The organism is Patescibacteria group bacterium (genome assembly GCA_004297215.1).
In the GTDB taxonomy this organism is placed as follows: domain Bacteria; phylum Patescibacteriota; class Patescibacteriia; order UBA9934; family GWF2-40-263; genus 2-01-FULL-63-20.
Genome location: SCUM01000001.1, coordinates 210,632 through 226,335, shown reverse-complemented (window position 1 = coordinate 226,335; position 15,704 = coordinate 210,632). Strand labels below are relative to the sequence as shown.

The 15,704-nt window shown below is 62.3% G+C and carries 21 protein-coding genes; 17 read left to right on the top strand and 4 right to left on the bottom strand.

Annotation, left to right across the window (positions count from 1 at the left end; genetic code table 11):
* Nucleotides 1–131: 131 nt before the first annotated feature.
* From EPO34_01155 to EPO34_01100, 12 genes are all read left to right on the top strand, one after another.
* On the top strand, nucleotides 132–356 hold the full coding sequence (locus EPO34_01155) for a translation initiation factor IF-1 (GenBank protein TAK03754.1): 225 nt from the start codon (nucleotides 132–134) through the stop codon (nucleotides 354–356).
* A 54-nt stretch (nucleotides 357–410) separates the two neighbouring features.
* A complete protein-coding gene (locus EPO34_01150) occupies nucleotides 411–524 on the top strand; it encodes a 50S ribosomal protein L36 (GenBank protein TAK03753.1) in 114 nt (37 codons plus the stop codon).
* A 9-nt stretch (nucleotides 525–533) separates the two neighbouring features.
* Entirely contained in the window at nucleotides 534–920 is a 387-nt protein-coding gene (locus tag EPO34_01145) for a 30S ribosomal protein S13 (protein TAK03752.1), read from the top strand.
* Nucleotides 921–939: 19 nt separating this feature from the next.
* Nucleotides 940–1,362, top strand: coding sequence for a 30S ribosomal protein S11 (locus EPO34_01140; protein ID TAK04307.1), 423 nt, complete (start codon nucleotides 940–942; stop codon nucleotides 1,360–1,362).
* Nucleotides 1,363–1,368: 6 nt separating this feature from the next.
* Nucleotides 1,369–1,989, top strand: coding sequence for a 30S ribosomal protein S4 (locus EPO34_01135; protein TAK03751.1), 621 nt, complete (start codon nucleotides 1,369–1,371; stop codon nucleotides 1,987–1,989).
* Between the two features lie 30 nt (nucleotides 1,990–2,019).
* Complete coding sequence (locus tag EPO34_01130) at nucleotides 2,020–2,754, top strand: DNA-directed RNA polymerase subunit alpha (protein TAK03750.1); 735 nt, start codon at nucleotides 2,020–2,022, stop codon at nucleotides 2,752–2,754.
* Between the two features lie 9 nt (nucleotides 2,755–2,763).
* Nucleotides 2,764–3,114, top strand: coding sequence for a 50S ribosomal protein L17 (locus EPO34_01125; GenBank protein ID TAK03749.1), 351 nt, complete (start codon nucleotides 2,764–2,766; stop codon nucleotides 3,112–3,114).
* A gap of 1 nt (nucleotide 3,115) precedes the next feature.
* On the top strand, nucleotides 3,116–3,475 hold the full coding sequence (locus tag EPO34_01120) for a 50S ribosomal protein L13 (GenBank protein TAK03748.1): 360 nt from the start codon (nucleotides 3,116–3,118) through the stop codon (nucleotides 3,473–3,475).
* 4 nt (nucleotides 3,476–3,479) lie between these two features.
* Nucleotides 3,480–3,884 carry a 30S ribosomal protein S9 gene (locus EPO34_01115; GenBank protein TAK03747.1) on the top strand — a complete coding sequence of 135 codons (405 nt, stop codon included), beginning with the start codon at nucleotides 3,480–3,482 and terminating at the stop codon, nucleotides 3,882–3,884.
* Between the two features lie 41 nt (nucleotides 3,885–3,925).
* Complete coding sequence (locus EPO34_01110) at nucleotides 3,926–4,591, top strand: hypothetical protein (protein TAK03746.1); 666 nt, start codon at nucleotides 3,926–3,928, stop codon at nucleotides 4,589–4,591.
* A gap of 61 nt (nucleotides 4,592–4,652) precedes the next feature.
* Nucleotides 4,653–5,363, top strand: coding sequence for a hypothetical protein (locus tag EPO34_01105; protein ID TAK03745.1), 711 nt, complete (start codon nucleotides 4,653–4,655; stop codon nucleotides 5,361–5,363).
* Between the two features lie 492 nt (nucleotides 5,364–5,855).
* Nucleotides 5,856–6,053 carry a hypothetical protein gene (locus tag EPO34_01100; protein ID TAK03744.1) on the top strand — a complete coding sequence of 66 codons (198 nt, stop codon included), beginning with the start codon at nucleotides 5,856–5,858 and terminating at the stop codon, nucleotides 6,051–6,053.
* Between the two features lie 60 nt (nucleotides 6,054–6,113).
* Here the strand turns inward: EPO34_01100 and EPO34_01095 are convergent, their stop codons facing one another.
* Entirely contained in the window at nucleotides 6,114–6,875 is a 762-nt protein-coding gene (locus EPO34_01095) for a hypothetical protein (protein ID TAK03743.1), read from the bottom strand.
* 53 nt (nucleotides 6,876–6,928) lie between these two features.
* On the opposite strand from EPO34_01095, the gene EPO34_01090 reads away from it, so the two are divergent.
* The 5 genes from EPO34_01090 to EPO34_01070 are packed head-to-tail and all read left to right on the top strand — an operon-like array spanning nucleotide 6,929 to nucleotide 12,605.
* The gene (locus EPO34_01090; protein TAK03742.1) at nucleotides 6,929–8,437 is read left to right on the top strand and encodes a flippase; all 1,509 of its coding nucleotides are present in this window, start codon (nucleotides 6,929–6,931) and stop codon (nucleotides 8,435–8,437) included.
* On the top strand, nucleotides 8,409–9,518 hold the full coding sequence (locus EPO34_01085) for a glycosyltransferase family 1 protein (GenBank protein ID TAK03741.1): 1,110 nt from the start codon (nucleotides 8,409–8,411) through the stop codon (nucleotides 9,516–9,518). The genes EPO34_01090 and EPO34_01085 overlap by 29 nt, the downstream gene beginning before the upstream one ends.
* A gap of 24 nt (nucleotides 9,519–9,542) precedes the next feature.
* Nucleotides 9,543–10,256 carry a glycosyltransferase family 2 protein gene (locus EPO34_01080; GenBank protein TAK03740.1) on the top strand — a complete coding sequence of 238 codons (714 nt, stop codon included), beginning with the start codon at nucleotides 9,543–9,545 and terminating at the stop codon, nucleotides 10,254–10,256.
* A complete protein-coding gene (locus EPO34_01075) occupies nucleotides 10,159–11,079 on the top strand; it encodes a glycosyltransferase family 2 protein (protein TAK03739.1) in 921 nt (306 codons plus the stop codon). The genes EPO34_01080 and EPO34_01075 overlap by 98 nt, the downstream gene beginning before the upstream one ends.
* Nucleotides 11,076–12,605: a hypothetical protein gene (locus tag EPO34_01070; protein TAK03738.1), complete on the top strand. Its 1,530-nt coding sequence runs from the start codon at nucleotides 11,076–11,078 to the stop codon at nucleotides 12,603–12,605. Before EPO34_01075 ends, EPO34_01070 begins: the two co-directional genes overlap by 4 nt.
* Here EPO34_01070 and EPO34_01065 read toward each other — a convergent pair.
* Genes EPO34_01065 through EPO34_01055 form a run of 3 tightly spaced genes read right to left on the bottom strand, consistent with a single transcriptional unit; the run spans nucleotide 12,572 to nucleotide 15,667 of the window.
* Nucleotides 12,572–13,516: a methionyl-tRNA formyltransferase gene (locus EPO34_01065; protein TAK03737.1), complete on the bottom strand. Its 945-nt coding sequence runs from the start codon at nucleotides 13,514–13,516 to the stop codon at nucleotides 12,572–12,574. The two genes, EPO34_01070 and EPO34_01065, sit on opposite strands and share 34 nt — an antisense overlap.
* Nucleotides 13,513–13,986 (bottom strand): peptide deformylase, encoded by a 474-nt coding sequence (def, locus tag EPO34_01060; GenBank protein ID TAK03736.1) that lies wholly within the window; start codon nucleotides 13,984–13,986, stop codon nucleotides 13,513–13,515. Before def ends, EPO34_01065 begins: the two co-directional genes overlap by 4 nt.
* Before the next feature lie 16 nt (nucleotides 13,987–14,002).
* Entirely contained in the window at nucleotides 14,003–15,667 is a 1,665-nt protein-coding gene (locus tag EPO34_01055; GenBank protein ID TAK03735.1) for a hypothetical protein, read from the bottom strand.
* Nucleotides 15,668–15,704: the final 37 nt, after the last annotated feature.

Here is a 15,704-nt window from a genome sequence, read left to right as displayed (position 1 = left end):
AAAATCCATCCACAGGCGGCTCTGGCACGGATGCTTGACATGTGCTGGGAGCGCAAGTACCATATGGCCACTCGTCGTATCCACAGCTCGCTTGCCAGAATTGCGCTCAACTGATAGCATTTCGGTCGACTATGGCCGACAACGGTTCGAAGCAGTTCATCGAGATGCGCGGTTCGGTCCTTGAGCTGATGCCGGCGGCGAATTTCAAAATCCGTCTCGAGAACGGCCAGGAGATCCTTGGCCACCTCTCCGGGAAAATGCGCATGAACCGCATCCGCATCCTCCCAGGCGACGAGGTGAAAGTCGAAATGAGCCCTTACGACCTTACGAAGGGACGCATCGTCTACCGTTTCTAGAGTCCCCAACGCCATCAGGCAGCCGCCTGACGGCGTTTCTCGTTACCCCTCTCTATGAAGGTCCGCGCATCCGTCAAGGCGATCTGCCGCGATTGCAAGACCACCCGCCGCAAAGGCCGGGTCGTTGTCATCTGCAAGAACCCGCGCCATAAGCAGCGTCAGGGCTAACCTTTTCCTATGGCACGTATCGCCGGAGTCACTCTCCCGAACAACAAGCGCACGGTCATCGCCCTCACCTATATCTACGGGGTGGGTAACACCACGGCCAAGAACGTGCTTGCGCAGACCAAGGTGGATGGCAACGTCCGCGTGAAGGACTTGAGCGAGGCCGACGTGAACGCGCTGCGCACGCTGCTCGAAAAGACCTATAAGCTCGAAGGCGACCTGCGCCGCGACGTGCTCGGCAACATCAAGCGTCTCAAGGACATCGGTTCCTACCGCGGCACGCGCCACACCAAGCGCCTGCCGGCGCGCGGCCAGCGCACCCGCACCAACTCCCGCTCCGTGCGCGGCAACGTGCGCAAGACCACGGGCAGCGGCAAGCGCATCCTCACCAAGACCTAACCTCCCTATGTCCGAACAGATGAAAGGCACGGCCGTGGCGGAGGAAGGCGCCAAGCCGGTCGGGAAGCCCAAGAAGAAGGCGAAGGCCGTCCGCTCCGTGCCGCACGGATGCGCGTACGTTCAGGCCACGTTCAACAACACCATCATCACGATCACGGACCTCAACGGCAACACGCTTGCCTGGGCAAGTTCGGGTGGATGCGGGTTCCGCGGCCCGAAGAAGGCCACCCCGTACGCGGCCGGCGTCATCGTCAAGGCCGTCGCGGACAAGATCAAGGATTATGGCATGCGCGACCTGAGCGTGTTCTTGAAAGGGGTGGGAAGCGGCCGCGACAGCGCGGTGCGCGCGCTCAACGCCAACCTGTTCAACGTGCTTTCCATCAAGGACCTCACCCCGCTTCCGCATAACGGCTGCCGGCCTCGCCGCGCCCGCCGCGTGTAACCTGATATGGGCAAGACGCTGAAAACCACCTGCAAGATGTGCCGCCGCGAAGGGGTGTCCCTGTGCGGGCGCGAGAAATGCGCGGTCAAGCGCCGCGCGTTCCCGCCGGGCGTGCACGGCCCCGCGCAAAGCTTGCGCCGGCCGCGCCTGTCCTCGTACGGCACCCAGTTGCGCGAGAAGCAAAAGGCAAAGCGCCTGTACCTGGTGCTTGAGACGCAGTTCCGCAACTATTTCGAGGAGGCCTCCCGCCAGAAAGGCAACACGGCCACGCGCCTCGTGCAGATGCTCGAGCTGCGCCTCGATAACGCGGCCTACCGCCTCGGCTTCGCCAAGACCCGCCGCCAGGCGCGCCAGATGGCGAGCCATGGGTTCTTCCTGGTGAACGGCAAGCCGGTGAACATCCCCTCGTACCGCCTGCGCGTGGGCGACACGGTTTCGTTCAAGGAGAATAAGAAAGGCAAGGGGCTCCTGCAGGGGCTTGCCGAGCGCATCGCCAAGCTCGAGCCGCCCAAGTGGCTCGCCTTGGACATCGGGACGCTCTCGGGCAAGGTCACGGCCGTGCCCGACGGGGAAGACCTCCGCTCGGTGTTCGATCCCACCATGATCGTCGAATTCTATTCCCGCTAACTTCGGCGGGATAAACCCCCACGCCCATCTATGGAGAACATCCTTCTCCCCTCCGCCATCCGCTTCGAAGCCGGCGAGCGCCCCAACGAGGGCGTCGTCGTGGTGGAACCGTGTTACCACGGATACGGCACGACGCTCGGCAACGCCCTGCGCCGCGTCATGCTCTCGTCCCTTACCGGAGCGGCGGTCACCGCCATCCGCATCAAGGGCGCCACGCATGAGTTCCAGGCCATTGACGGGGTCAAGGAGGACGTGCTTGAGATGATCCTCAACCTCAAGGGGCTGCGCCTCAAGTCCCACAGCGAGGAGCCGGTCAAGCTCTCGCTCAAGGTGAAGGGCGCGAAGGTCGTCACGGCCAAGGACATCGAGAAGAACGCGGACGTCGAGATCGCGAACCCGAGCCTGACGATCGCCACGCTCACCGATGACAAGGCGGTCCTCGACATGGAAATCACCGTGGGCCGCGGCCGGGGCTACAGCCCGACCGAGGAGCGCCCCTCCGGGGCCGCCGAGCTCGGCACCATCGCGGTGGACGCCCTGTTCTCCCCGGTCCGCAGCGTGGGATACAAGGTGGAAAACACGCGCGTGGGCGAGATCACCAACTACGACAAGCTCACGATGACCATCGAGACCGACGGCACCATCACGCCCGAAGAGGCCGTGAAGAGCGCCGCCAACACCCTCATCGACCATTTTTCCATCCTGCTCCAAAATCCTCCCGCCGAAGGCGGAGAAATGCCGGTGGAGGAACCGGCCAAGGAGTAATTTCCTCATATGCGACACCGTAAGAAAGGCGCAATCCTCGGTCGAGAAAAGGCTCCGCGCGAAGCCATGCTTCGCAATCTTGCGGCTTCCGTCATCCTGTACGAAAAGGTGAAGACCACCGAGGCCAAGGCCAAGGCGGTAAAGCCGATCGTGGAGAAGATGATCACCACCGGCAAGCGCAACACCCTCGCGGCCCGCCGCGCGCTCCTGTCGTTCTTCTATACCGAGAACGCGGTCAAGAAGATCCTCGAGGTGGTGTCCCCGCGCTATGCCACCCGTCCGGGCGGCTACACGCGCATCGTGAAGCTCGGCCATCGCGCCAACGACGCGGCCGACATGGTGCAAATCGAACTCGTCTGATATGGCAAAGATTTCCCGCGCCACGCACGTGATCGACGCCGAAGGCCAGGCCCCGGGCCGGCTCGCTTCGCGCATCGCGCACCTGCTCATCGGCAAGCATAAGGTGGATTTCTTCCCCAACGTCGACGCCGGGGACATCGTGGAGGTGGTGAACGCCGCCAAGGTGAAGGTCACGGGCCGCAAGCTTGAGCAGAAGGCCTACTACCACCACACCGGCGCCCCAGGCGGCCTACGCACCAAGGCGATGAAGACCGCCATGGAAGAGGACCCGACGCAGGTGATCACCCGCGCGGTCTCGCGCATGCTCCCGAAAAACAGCCACCGCACCCCGCGACTCAAGCGGCTCACCGTGAAGGCTTAAACGTATGGCAGAAACGAAAGACAACCAGTACTACGGCCTCGGCCGCCGCAAGACCAGCACGGCGCGCGTGCACCTCATCGCGGGGGGAACCGGCAAGGTCACCATCAACGGCAAGGACCTGGGCCAGTACTTCGGCACCGACATCCTGCGCCAGAACGTGGTCCGTCCGTTCACCGCGATCGGGATGGAAGGGAAATTCGACGTGACCGCCGCCACCGAAGGCGGCGGCATCACCGGCCAGGCCGACGCCATCCGCCTGGGCATCTCCCGCGCCCTGCTCGTCTTCAATCCGGAATACCGCGCGGTGCTCAAGAAGAACCGTTTCCTCACCCGCGACGCGCGCAAGCGCGAGCGCAAGAAATACGGCAAGAAAGGCGCCCGCCGCTCCCCGCAGTGGGCCAAGCGTTAAGCGAACCGAAAACCCGCCTCACGGCGGGTTTTGTCTAGGTTATGAATGTTAGAGAAGTAATTTCAATCAACGCCTTTGAACAGTGGACTGAGGATGAAATTCGACTTTTTCGAAATTCCTTCGATCGTTGGTATGAGTCAGTGTATGGGGCAGCAGTTATAGAGTTTATGCGATTGGGACAGTCACCCGAATCTGACTTTAAGGTTATAGACGCTAATGGCCTGGAAGCATATTTCCAGCACACCTTGGCTGGCGGCGACCCGAATAATGTTATCTATCAACGTAAGTCGGAAGGGTTGGGTAAGGTATTTTTACCCATAGCAACAGAACGAGCGGCAGGACTCTCGCTAATTCTAAAAAAACTTCCTAAGGGACACAGGGATGAAGGTCGAGCGATCCAGGAACTTAAGAAAATTCTGAATAAACAGTTGGATTTATCAGATGCTGAGTGGATCAGGCGATGCGAGGAGAACAATTTAGGGCTTATAGTTGTTAGTCTGCCTGCTAGTTCAATAACAAATCCATTTCGACAAATTGAGCTCGCCCTGATGAAGAAGACGAACTGTCGGGTCAACCTAATCATTACACAGATCGGGGCAATTCCCGAAATATGGATGGCTGATGTAGTAAGATTGGCTGAGTCTTTCCAGATCCCGCATATAGCACTCCATGAACGGTGGTCGAACAAGGTCACGACACTGAAATAAGTAAATACCCGCCGAAAGACAGGTGTTGTGTTATACTGCAAACGATTAATGATGCTTACCTATGACGTACGAACAGCTAAATAAAACGTCGTGGTGGCGTTTGGTGCAAGTCGTGTATGGGCTTGTTTTTTCGCTAGCGGTCATAGTCGTTCTGGGTGTGACACTAGCAGTCGCCACTGAGGATCAAAATACACCAAGCTGTGTCGGGTGTTTGGGAACCGGTGAACTGTCACTTGATGAGTTCGGTTTAAAGGTTGGGGAGGCATACGCAGATAATGCCGAGATGCAAAAATTTCTCGGCGAAGATTTTGCTAAAGAAGTTTCAAATCCATGGATAACGAATGCTGAATTCGGGTGTGCCTTTCTTAGTTATTATCCGGTCTACTGGAATGACGTGGCCGCGACTGAATCTTGCGTACCGAACAGCATCAATCAACAGGAAGATGGTAGCGGTGAAGCCGTCGGTATCGGATTGCTAGCTCTTCTCATTGTTATAGTTGTATTTCTTGGTATCAGGCAGGCGACACTCTACATCATCCTTGGCAATCAAATAGGGAAAGCAGAAAAGGGAAAGCAGAAGCGTGGAATATCGATATGGGTTATTTTCGTCATTGGTCTGTGTATTGCATTGCTTGGATATGCGTTAAGTAATACTGGCAACGCGACAGCAGATATCATTGGTACTGGCGCGGCGATCTTCGGAGACGTGGTAGTCGTGTACTGCCTTTATAAGGGCGTCGTCTCGCTTGTTCGTAATGTTTCAACAAAGTAATTATTTGTTGACAAAAATAAAGACGGGGTTGGAAGCCCCGCCAATATTCACTCTGCGTTCCTCAGGGTCGTGATATACGCGATGGCCCAGCATTTCCAGTGCATATCCATCGCCGCGCGTTTTCCAGACGCTATTGCTTTCATCACGCAAGCATCCGACGCTTTGTGCCATGTTGCTCCCAAACGAAAGGTTCGGGCCTCTGTCTAGCAGCTTTGTGAACTGGAATTCACGCGGCTACCGGATTTCATCCTTCTCCGAGGTGGGAGCGATCAAAAAGTCCTTCATAGCACTTGCCAATAAAGACTTATGACGGCCAAAACGGCCTATTTTGAAGACTAGCATGACTCGTTCAGTGCTTCAAGGCTAGGGCTGTGGATAACACAATTCATTCCGCCTCATGGCGGGTTTTACGTTTGACGGCTGCAAATGCCAGGCGTACCGTTTATGGGCTTCCAGCTCACCGTGTGCCGAGACGATACAGACGGAGGACCGATGTCTTTCAAAGGATTCAAGAAGCCGCCACGACGCGAAGAACAACCGCCGGCCCCTTCCTCCACGGCCGGCCCTCCCCCGGTCCCGTCAGACGATGACGCCGACGAGGCCGAGGCGCCCGATCCGGCCGTTGACCGGCCACGGCCCCGTTCGCTCTGGATGGGCCCGCTCGAGCGCATCCGCGCGAACAAGCGCTGACGCGCTGCGGATTCGCACGAGAGTCCGCCCACGCATGCCCCGACTCCGCTCGGGGCTTTTTTATCTTACGAACTCGATGCCGCGCTTCGTCCTGATGGCTTCATGTTGGGCCGCGGTGAGGAAAGCGATGATGGCGGTGTTCCCGTCGACGAACATCCAGAACCGAGATCCGTCGGCCGGCAGGGTCGCGTTCGCCGCGTCGAGCGTGGCGCCAAGGTCCAGCCAGTCGTCGAGATAGGCAGGGGAGAACGTATGCGACGTTCCGGCTACCTTGAACGACACGGTGACCGGACCCTCCTCTCCGGCCCAGCGCTCCTCGATGTCCTTTGGGGCAAACGCGCTGTCAGACAGCTTTGCCAGCTGGTCCAAGGTCTCGACGTACATCTCATTCCCATCGAGGACGTCGGCTTCCGGGTCGGTCACGAGGACGTGATCCGCATCCAGGCCGAGCATGAAGATCTCGTCATACGGTTCCGCAATGTCGCTCCACTCGTACGCAAATGCCTCTTGCAGTTTTTTCGCCGATTCCGCGTCGGTCCTTCCCGCGATGTCTTTCAGCAGTCCCACGGAGTGATAAAAAGCGATGCGATCCTGCCAACGACCATCATCCATCGGAAGGGAAGCCCGGATGGCATCATCGAATGTCACGGCATAGCTCCCCGTGGCTTTTCCCGCCAATTCCCATTCCTTCTCGATGATGTCCTGAAGGCTCATGTCATCATATTGGTCCGCGAGCGTCGGCCCGTCGGGAAGGAATCGAGAGCCTACGACAAGCACGACGAGCACGATGACGGGAATCCACCGCTTGATAGTGTCTTGCATAGCCACGGCTCTATTTCCGACAGCATGGCACGTTCATTGAAAATCCACCAGGAATGCGGTACATTCTGCCCACTGTGAGCGGTTCTGACGTTGCCAAAAACACGCTGTACCTGACGATCGCTTCGGTGGGGCAGAAGCTGCTTTCGTTCGTCTACTTCCTGCTGATCGCTCGTGTGATGAAGCCGGAGGCGACGGGGGGATACTTCCTCGCGCTCTCCGTGATCACGGTGGCGCTCGTCGTGTCGGACTTCGGCACGAACTCGGTCATCATCCGCGAGGTGGCGAAGAAGCCGGACGACGTGGGGTTGGTCCGCCGGGCGCTCGCGCTGAAGCTCCTGACGACGATCCTTGGCAGCGCGTTCGCCTTCTTGGCCGCGACGACGCTCGGGTACGCGCCGGACGTGCGCACGCTCGTCCTGCTCGCCGTCGCGGTGATGGCGGCGGACACCTTCTCGCAGTTCTACTACGGCGTGCTGCGCGGGCTGCGCCGGCTCGGCTACGAATCCGTCGGGCTGTTCGTGGGCATGGGATCGACGCTCGCGGTCGGGTCGCTGTCGCTTGCGTTCTCCCCGACGCTGCCCATGCTCATCCTCGCGCTGTTCGTCGGCTCGGCGTTCAATCTCGCCTTTGCCGCGACCATGGCGGCGCGACGCCTGGGATCCATGGTGCTCGTGCCGACGTTCGACCTGTCCGGGTCGCGCCCGCTCCTGCGCGCGGCGTTCCCGTTCCTGCTCGCGGGGCTGTTCGTGAAGGTGTACAGCTACGTGGATGTGCAGTTCCTCAATCATTATCTCGGACCCTCCGCGGTGGGCGTGTACTCCATCGCATACAAGTATACCTACGCCTTCCAGTTCCTCCCGCTCGCGTTCGTGGCCGCCTTGTACCCGGGGATGAGCGCCAGGGTAGGGAAGGACCCGGCGGGGCTCGCGCGGCTGTTCGAGCGCGCCGTGTGGTACATGCTCCTGCTTGCGATGCCGCTTGCCTTTGGCCTATGGGCCATCGCCGGGAGCGCCGTGGCGCTCGTCGGCCCGGAATACGCGGCGGCCGCGCCCGTGCTCGGCCTGTTCGCGTTCGTGCTCATCCCGGCCTTCCTGGATTTTCCCGTAGGGTCGCTGCTGAACGCCGCCGGGCGCCAAGGGACGAAGACCGCCATCTTCGGCATCGTGATGGCGGTGAACGCGCTCCTCAACTGGCTGCTCATCCCGCGATTCGGGATGATGGGCGCCGCGGCCGCGTCGGTCACGAGTACCTGGGTGCTGGTGGTGTGCGGCCTGCGTTTCGTGCCAGCCATCATTCCAGGCTACCGTGTTTCGCAGATCATCCCGACATTCGCGCGCATGCTCTTGAGCGGCGCCGTCATGGCGTCCTGCGCGCGTCTGTCTTCGGACACGTTCGGGGCGGGGGTCGTCGGACTGGTCGCGGCCGTGGCCGTCGGTGCCGCGACGTACGTGGCGATGCTGTTCGTGACCGGCGCCGTGAAACGTACCGACCTGCGCGAGCTGGTCGGACTGTTCCGCAAGAAGGAAGCATCCTATGCCCCGGCTCCTGCTGTTGACGCTTGATTTCCCGCCAACGCGTGGCGGCGTCGCGCGGTATCTCGACGCGCTCGCTTCGCATTTCCGCGATACGATCACGGTGGTCGCGCCGAGAGAGGCGGGGGCGCGGGCGTTCGATGCCTCGTGCGGGTACCCCGTGGTCCGCAGGACGCTGATCCGGCGCTGGACGAACCCCCGTTGGTTCCCGGCAGTGTGGCAACTCATCGCGCGGAAGGGGTCGTACGATGTGGCCGTGGTGAGCCACGTGCTGCCGATCGGCACGGCGGCGATGATCGCCAAGGCGTTTACGGACAAGCCGTACGCGGTGATCGTGCATGGGATGGACCTGGCTCTGGCCGCGCGCAACCCATGGAAACGCTGGCTCGCTCGCTGCGTGCTTCGAGGCGCGAAGCTCGTCGTCGCGAATTCGCGAGCGACCGAACGCGAGGCGCGCGAGACGTTCGAGGCGGAGAACGTGGTGGTGGCGTACCCGCCCCTTCGCGGCACCGACCTCCCTATGCCCCTCCTTGCCAAGGAGGGGATAGCCGGCCTGCGGCTGCTCACCGTCTCGCGTCTCGTGTCCCGAAAAGGACACCGTCGCGTGCTCGACGCGATCAAGGCGCTTCGGGATGCGGGACGTGGCGACGTCGTGTCCGCGTACCGCATCGTGGGGGCCGGGCCGATGGAAGGGGAGCTGCGACGGGCCGCGCGCGAGCTCGGGCTCGACAACGTCGTGACCTTCCTCAAGGAGGTTTCGGACGAGGAATTAGGGCAACTGTACGAATGGGCTGACCTGTTCGTGATGCCCACGTCGGGCGAAGGGGCCGATCGGGAAGGGTTCGGCATGGTGTATCTCGAGGCCGCGCGCCACGGCGTGCCGAGCATTGCCTCGCGCCTGCCGGGTGTGGACGAGGCCGTGCTCGACGGGAAAACGGGCGTGCTCGTGCCGGACGGGGACGTCGCGGCGCTTGCTGACGCGATTGCCAGGCTGAAGGCCGACACGAAGTGTCGGCACGATTTGGGGTCGGCGGCTCGTGAAAGAGCGATGCGTGATTTCACTCCCGACCAATGTTTTCAGCCTCTTAAAAGCCTGTTTGATTCCTTTTGAGTCGACACGAAGTGTCGACTGACTATGAGCCGAATCTCCATCATCATCCCTACCTATCAGCATGCGGAAACCATCGGCTTCTGCCTTGATTCGGTGTTGGCACAGACGCGCAAGCCGGATGAGATCATCGTGGTGGACGACGGCAGCACCGATAAGACCCAAGCCGCGCTCGAGCCATACCTCCTGCGCGGGGTGCGGGTGATCAAGACGGAGAATCGCGGAAGCAATCCGGCCCGCAATACTGGATTCGCGGCATCCACGGGCGACCTGGTCATCTTTTGCGATGCGGACGTATGGATGAGGCCCGAGATGCTTCAACGTCTCGCGTCCGCGCTCGATGACCGGCCGGGCGCGTCTTACGCCTATAGCGCGTTCCGGTTCGGATGGAAACGGATGCCGAGCTACCCGTTCGACGCGCCGCTCTTGCGGCGCATGAATTACATCCACACGACGGCTCTTGTCCGTCGTGAGCATTTTCCGGGATTCGACGAGGCGATCCGCCGGTTCCAGGATTGGGACGTGTGGCTCACGATGCTCGAGGACGGCCATGTGGGGACGTACGTGCCCGAGGAGCTGTTCTCGATCCTGGACATGAGCGGGCGTGCGGGAATCAGCCAGTGGTTCCCGTCGATCCTGCTCCATGTCCCGTGGGAACGGCTCGGGTGGGCTCCTGCGCCGATTCGGAAATATCTCGAGGCGAAGGCGGTCATCGTTGAGAAGCATGGACTTCGTGCGTAGAAAAACTACCCCCTACCACCTACCACCTACCCCCTACCCCCTACGCACTCGCATGGTCTCCATCATCACCGTAAATTTCAAGACGAAGAAGTATCTCGCGCGCATGCTCGAGAGCCTGTTCGCGCACCTCGCATGCGACGCCGAGGTGTTCGTGGTGGAGAACGGTTCGGGTGACGACCTCTCCGACCTGCAGGCGAGGTTCCCGAACGCGAGGTTCATCGTTTCGCAGAAAAACCTCGGGTTTGCCGGAGGATGCAACCTCGCCATCGCGCAGGCGAAGGGGGATTACGTCTTGCTCGTGAATCCGGATGTCGTCTTCGATTCCGACGCCGCCTGCGAAATCATGAAGCGCATGGACGCGGATCCGGAGGTAGGCATCGGCGGCATCAGCCTCAAGAACGAGGACGGGAGCCAGCAGGCGTGCGTGTGGCGGTTCCCGCGGCCGCTCGACCAGCTGCTGATGCTCCTCAAGGTGCCGCATCTGTTCCCGAACATCGGACCCATCCGTCGGTGGCGGATGTTGGATTTCGATTATGGCAGGACGCAGGACGTGGACCAGGTGATGGGAGCGTTCTTCTGCATCCGCCGCAAGCTCCTCGACGGGATTGGCCTGCTCGATGACGGGTTCTTCATGTGGTACGAAGAGGTGGATTTTGCGAAGCGCGCGGCGGACGCCGGCTGGAAGACAAGGTATTATGCCGACGTGTCCGCCCGGCACGCGCGCGGCAGCAGCTTCCTCACGATCGCGACCATCAGGAAGCAGTCGATGGTGTTGAGGAGCTTGCGCCGGTACGCCCGTAAGCATTGGCACTGGCCCGTATGATCGAACAGTTTTTCGGGAAAGAGTTCAGGGTCATTCTCGCCTGCCTCGCGGGGTATTTCCTGCTCGCGGCGCTCGCGTTCAAGACCCCGTTCGCCGGCGCGCTCGTGGCGGCGACGGCGATCGCGGCATTCGCCGTCGCCCTCAAGCGGCTGGAGTGGGGAATCGCCTTTGCCTTCGCCGAACTGTTCGCTAACTCGCACGGCCACCTGGCGGACCTGCCGATCGGCGGATTCGTCCTTTCGACGCGCATGGCCGTGTTCTTCGGAGTGATGGCCGCCTACAGTGTCCATCTGATCCGTCGTCGCGTTCGACTTCCTCTTAGCGACACCCGGCTTTCGCCATACATCCTGCTTTACGCCGTCGCGTTCGCCGCGTTCCTGATCGGGATAAGGCTGAACGGGTTTGGGAACGCGTTTCGCGACGGGAACGCCTACCTCTACGCCCTGTACGCCTTGCCGGTGTTGTCCGCGCATTGGGATGCGGCAGGGAAGCGCCTGCTCCTGCAGACGCTCGCCGCCGGCGCGGCATGGGTGTCCGCGCTTACGCTCGGGCTCGTGTACGCCTTCAGCCATCTTTCCGGCCTTGCCCTCGCCGACGTCTATACGTTCATCCGCGACACGCGCACGGGCGAGCTCACGCAGATGGCTCCCGGGATCTTCCGCGTGTTCCTTCAGGCGCAATTCTCGACCGTGGTGGCGGCGCTCCTGCTCGGTTCGCTCGCGCTCTCGGGCGTGAAGGGTCGGCGGGCATGGGTCGCGACGGTCGCCTCGTTCGCGGCCGTTTCCGTGGCGATCCTGGCAAGCCTGTCCCGTTCATTCTGGGTCGGTGGCGTCGCCGGGGCGTTCGTGCTCATCCTTCTCCTCGCGCTCGCATCGCGCATCCGCCTCAAGCGGGCGCTCCCGGGAATCGCAGCGCTGGTCGGGGGGAAGCTGTTCGGCGTCGCGCTGCTCGCGGCCGCGTTATTCTTCCCGATCCCTCCGCCAAACGGCGTGACGTTCGGGGAACTCGCGGGATTGTTCTCGGAGCGCGCGACCGGGACGGCCGAGGCGGCGATTGACAGCCGCCGGAAACTGCTGCTCCCGATGATCGACGGGATCCGCGAACGCCCGCTTTCGGGCCATGGGTTCGGGCATGCCATCACGTTCGTGTCCGACGATCCGCGCGTGCGTGCGCGCGATCCCGAGGGCATCTGGACCACCTATGCGTTCGAATGGGGCTGGCTGGACGTGTGGCTGAAGACGGGCCTTGCCGGGCTCGCGGCGTTCGTCTGGGTGTTCGCCTCCGCCGCGCGCTCCCTCTCGCGCGGGCTCGCAGGCGACCAGGCATGGCTCCATGCGGGATTGATCGCGTCCCTTGCCATGCTCGCGGCCACGCACGCGTTCTCTCCGTACCTGAACCATCCGCTCGGGCTCGGGTTGCTCCTGTTCGTCCTCCCGTTCATGAAAACGAAACCCCCCGTCGTGGCGACGGAGGCGGCGGCTCCCGTGGCGGCTCAAGCGAGCACGGCGCCGTTGATGTCCGAGTAGCCGGAAAGGAACTGGGCGGCCGTCATGGCCGCTTTTCCTTCGGGCTGCAGGGCAAGGATCTCAAGCGTCCCGTCCGCGGCTTCCACCAAGAGCCGTCCGTCCGCAACCCGTACGGTCCCGGGCGGGAAATCCGCGCGCAGGTCGGTCGGTCGCGCCGAAAGGACCTTCAGGCGCAGCGGCGACCCGTTTCGCGTCCAGACGGCGAAGGTGCCCGGCCAGCCAAGGTAGGCACGCACAAGGCGTTCGACCTCTGCGACGGGCTTGGCCCAATCAAGATGCCCGTCCTCGCGCTCGAGCAATTTCGTGACCGTGGCCTTCGCGTCATGTTGCGGCATCGGGACGATCTCGCCCTTGGCAAGGCGCTTGAGGGTCGAGACGAGCAAGGGCGGGCCCAGGCGCATCACCTTCGCGGACAGGGAAGGGAGCGTCTCCACGTCATCCACGCCGATCGACTCGAAGGCGAGGATCGGTCCGGTGTCCATCCCTTCGTCGAGCGACATGATGGAAATGCCGGTCGTCGGGTCGCCCTGCGCGAGCGCGTATTGCATAGGGCTCGGTCCGCGGTGCTTGGGGAGGAGCGACGGATGCACGTTTACGCAGCCAAGACGCGGAAGCTCGAGGATCCCTTTCGGGATGAGCTTCCCGTACGCGACGACGACGAACAGGTCGGCGCCGAGCGCCCTGAGCGCTTCCGCGGCCGCCGGGTCCTTCCTGAGCGAGACGAACGGCAAGACCGGGATTCCCAGGCGCGTCGCCGTCTCCTTGACGGGCGCAGCGCTCATCGTCTTGCCGCGACCGGAAGGCTTATCAGGCTGCGTGACTGCCGCGACGACCTCGAAGGCAGGATCGGCCTTGAGCGCCGCAAGGAACGGGACGGCGAGTTCAGGGGAACCGAAAAAGACGATTTTCACAGCTTTGGCGCCTGGGTATACCGCTCGACGCGGTCGACGAACAGGATGCCGTCGAGATGGTCGATCTCATGCTGGAAGATGATGGCCGGGAAGCCCTTAACGTCCAAGGCGATCTTTTCCCCGTTCGCGTTGAGGGCCTCGACGCGGATGCCCTTGTGGCGCTTCACGATCCCGTACACGCCCGGCACCGACAGGCATCCTTCCTCGCTGTCCGCCTTGCGCAGCGAACGGCGGGTGATGACCGGGTTCACGAACGCCTCCGGCCCGGCGCCGGTTTCCACGATGATGACCCGTTCGTTCACGCCCACCTGCGGGGCCGCGATGCCGACGCCGTTCTCAAGCTTCATCGTCTCTACCATGTCGGCGACCAGTTTCTCCATGCGCGGCGTCTTGATCGCCGAAACCGGCACCTCGACGGAGGGCTCGCGGAGGGTCGGAGCGGGCGATCGGAGGACGGCCAAACGGGTCATAACGATGACCAAAATGTCATAAAAACGCGTTCGTGTCAATCACGACGGAGTCAGGGAGGGCGGAAAGGGATGAAGAGTCAGAAAGGGGTTGCTCCACCCCGTCGACCGTGATCCAGCGGACGAACGGTTCCAGCCCGTAGGCGCGACGCGTCTCGAGCTCTTCGCGGAGGATCCTTACGGGGTCGTGGAACGCCCGAACGAACAGCTCCGGCCTGGCCGTCTGGATGAGGAATGGCGCGCGTGCGGCGCGAGCCACGGCCTGCCACTGGGCGGCCGTGCACAGCGTCCGTTCGACCGCCCGTTGCGACCTGTCCGCGAGTCCGGCATCCGCGTCCAGGTCGGCCACCATGGCGAACGGTTCCGGATCGAACGGGTCAAAGGCGTTTTCCAGATAGTGCTTCGTGGCGATCACGATGCGGGCATCCGTCGCCCCCTCGCCTTTTTCGCAGACGGCGACGGTCGCGTCCGGGAAGGCGCCTTGGAGCGCCTTCCGAATGGCACGAGTGCCGAATCCGCGCTCATGCAGGTCAGACGAGTGGCAGGAGTCGCAGAACCTGGGCGGGGCCGCGCCGGCGAGCGGGACGGTCCACCCGCATCCCTGACAGGACAATACGCGCGCCATCCCTTTCCGGTTGAACGCGAGCAGCACCCGACCTCCCGTTTCCATCGCGTCCTGCACGCCTTCGAACACGGGAGGGGAAATGAAGGCGTGCGGCCAGGATTCCCGTCCCGTCATGGCGATGGCCCGGATCGGGTCGAGCGCAGGACAGCGCAGGGAATCCGGGAACAGGTGCAGGTCGTCGGGGCGGGGAAAGGCATCCAGGAAAACGATCCTGTCGCCGGAAGCGTTCCATCGCACAGCGGCTCGACGCGCGTCATACCGCGGGTTGCGGTCGGCCTGGCGGTGGTTCTCGTGCCCGCTTCGGACGAGGAACAGCGTTGAACCCAAAGGATGTTCAAGCATGGAGACGAGACGAGTGCCGATCAGCAGCCCGTCTTTCGTCGAACGAAATCCCTGCCATGCGGCGAATCGGGAGCCGTTCGATTCCTCGCCGGTCAGGATTTCCCCACCAAGGGCGGCATGCAGCAGGCGCGCATCACGCACGTTCGGGGCCGCGATCCTGATCGGACCCGGGCAGGCGCGTCGATACGTGGCGATCAGCGCCGCGCCATGCCGCAGGTCGGGCGAACGGACGAAACTCGCCGGGAGGTCCGTGATGAACCGCACCGCCTCCGTGATATCCGGCGCGTCCTGCGTGCGTATCCGCAACCCCGGGGACGGTCCTGACGCCTTGACCGCGGCAGGCTGACCGCTGACGGCTCCTCGAGTCTGAGCGACCTCGGAGTCGAAGACTGACGGTTTCGTCCGCTTCGGCGGCACCGGCAACACCGCATGCATCACCGACGACGGGGATTGCACAAGATCCGCGGCCAACGACTCATAGGCGTCCAGTTCTCGCCCCGTCAACGATGCCCCTAACGCGCGCTCAACGGGCTTCGGGTCAATGCCGACGGGCGGCGTATCCTTCAGTGCCGCGACGATCCCGACGACCGACCACCCGCGCAAGGGGACCATGACGAAATCTCCGCGCCCGACCACCGTCCCTTCCGGGACGGAATAGTCGAAGGCGCGGAATCGTCTCGGGAATCGCTTGAGCGGATATACTTCGGCGAATTTCACACGTCCATACCCTACCACCTACTCCCTACCCCCTACC

Bases quoted from the DNA above. Each gene is read 5' to 3' on its own strand.
- EPO34_01155 (TAK03754.1), top strand. From the start codon at position 132: ATGGCCGACAACGGTTCGAAGCAGTTCATCGAGATGCGCGGTTCGGTC.
- EPO34_01150 (TAK03753.1), top strand. From the start codon at position 411: ATGAAGGTCCGCGCATCCGTCAAGGCGATCTGCCGCGATTGCAAGACC.
- EPO34_01145 (TAK03752.1), top strand. From the start codon at position 534: ATGGCACGTATCGCCGGAGTCACTCTCCCGAACAACAAGCGCACGGTC.
- EPO34_01140 (TAK04307.1), top strand. From the start codon at position 940: ATGAAAGGCACGGCCGTGGCGGAGGAAGGCGCCAAGCCGGTCGGGAAG.
- EPO34_01135 (TAK03751.1), top strand. From the start codon at position 1,369: ATGGGCAAGACGCTGAAAACCACCTGCAAGATGTGCCGCCGCGAAGGG.
- EPO34_01130 (TAK03750.1), top strand. From the start codon at position 2,020: ATGGAGAACATCCTTCTCCCCTCCGCCATCCGCTTCGAAGCCGGCGAG.
- EPO34_01125 (TAK03749.1), top strand. From the start codon at position 2,764: ATGCGACACCGTAAGAAAGGCGCAATCCTCGGTCGAGAAAAGGCTCCG.
- EPO34_01120 (TAK03748.1), top strand. From the start codon at position 3,116: ATGGCAAAGATTTCCCGCGCCACGCACGTGATCGACGCCGAAGGCCAG.
- EPO34_01115 (TAK03747.1), top strand. From the start codon at position 3,480: ATGGCAGAAACGAAAGACAACCAGTACTACGGCCTCGGCCGCCGCAAG.
- EPO34_01110 (TAK03746.1), top strand. From the start codon at position 3,926: ATGAATGTTAGAGAAGTAATTTCAATCAACGCCTTTGAACAGTGGACT.
- EPO34_01105 (TAK03745.1), top strand. From the start codon at position 4,653: ATGACGTACGAACAGCTAAATAAAACGTCGTGGTGGCGTTTGGTGCAA.
- EPO34_01100 (TAK03744.1), top strand. From the start codon at position 5,856: ATGTCTTTCAAAGGATTCAAGAAGCCGCCACGACGCGAAGAACAACCG.
- EPO34_01095 (TAK03743.1), bottom strand. From the start codon at position 6,875: ATGCAAGACACTATCAAGCGGTGGATTCCCGTCATCGTGCTCGTCGTG.
- EPO34_01090 (TAK03742.1), top strand. From the start codon at position 6,929: ATGCGGTACATTCTGCCCACTGTGAGCGGTTCTGACGTTGCCAAAAAC.
- EPO34_01085 (TAK03741.1), top strand. From the start codon at position 8,409: ATGCCCCGGCTCCTGCTGTTGACGCTTGATTTCCCGCCAACGCGTGGC.
- EPO34_01080 (TAK03740.1), top strand. From the start codon at position 9,543: ATGAGCCGAATCTCCATCATCATCCCTACCTATCAGCATGCGGAAACC.
- EPO34_01075 (TAK03739.1), top strand. From the start codon at position 10,159: ATGTCCCGTGGGAACGGCTCGGGTGGGCTCCTGCGCCGATTCGGAAAT.
- EPO34_01070 (TAK03738.1), top strand. From the start codon at position 11,076: ATGATCGAACAGTTTTTCGGGAAAGAGTTCAGGGTCATTCTCGCCTGC.
- def (TAK03736.1), bottom strand. From the start codon at position 13,986: ATGACCCGTTTGGCCGTCCTCCGATCGCCCGCTCCGACCCTCCGCGAG.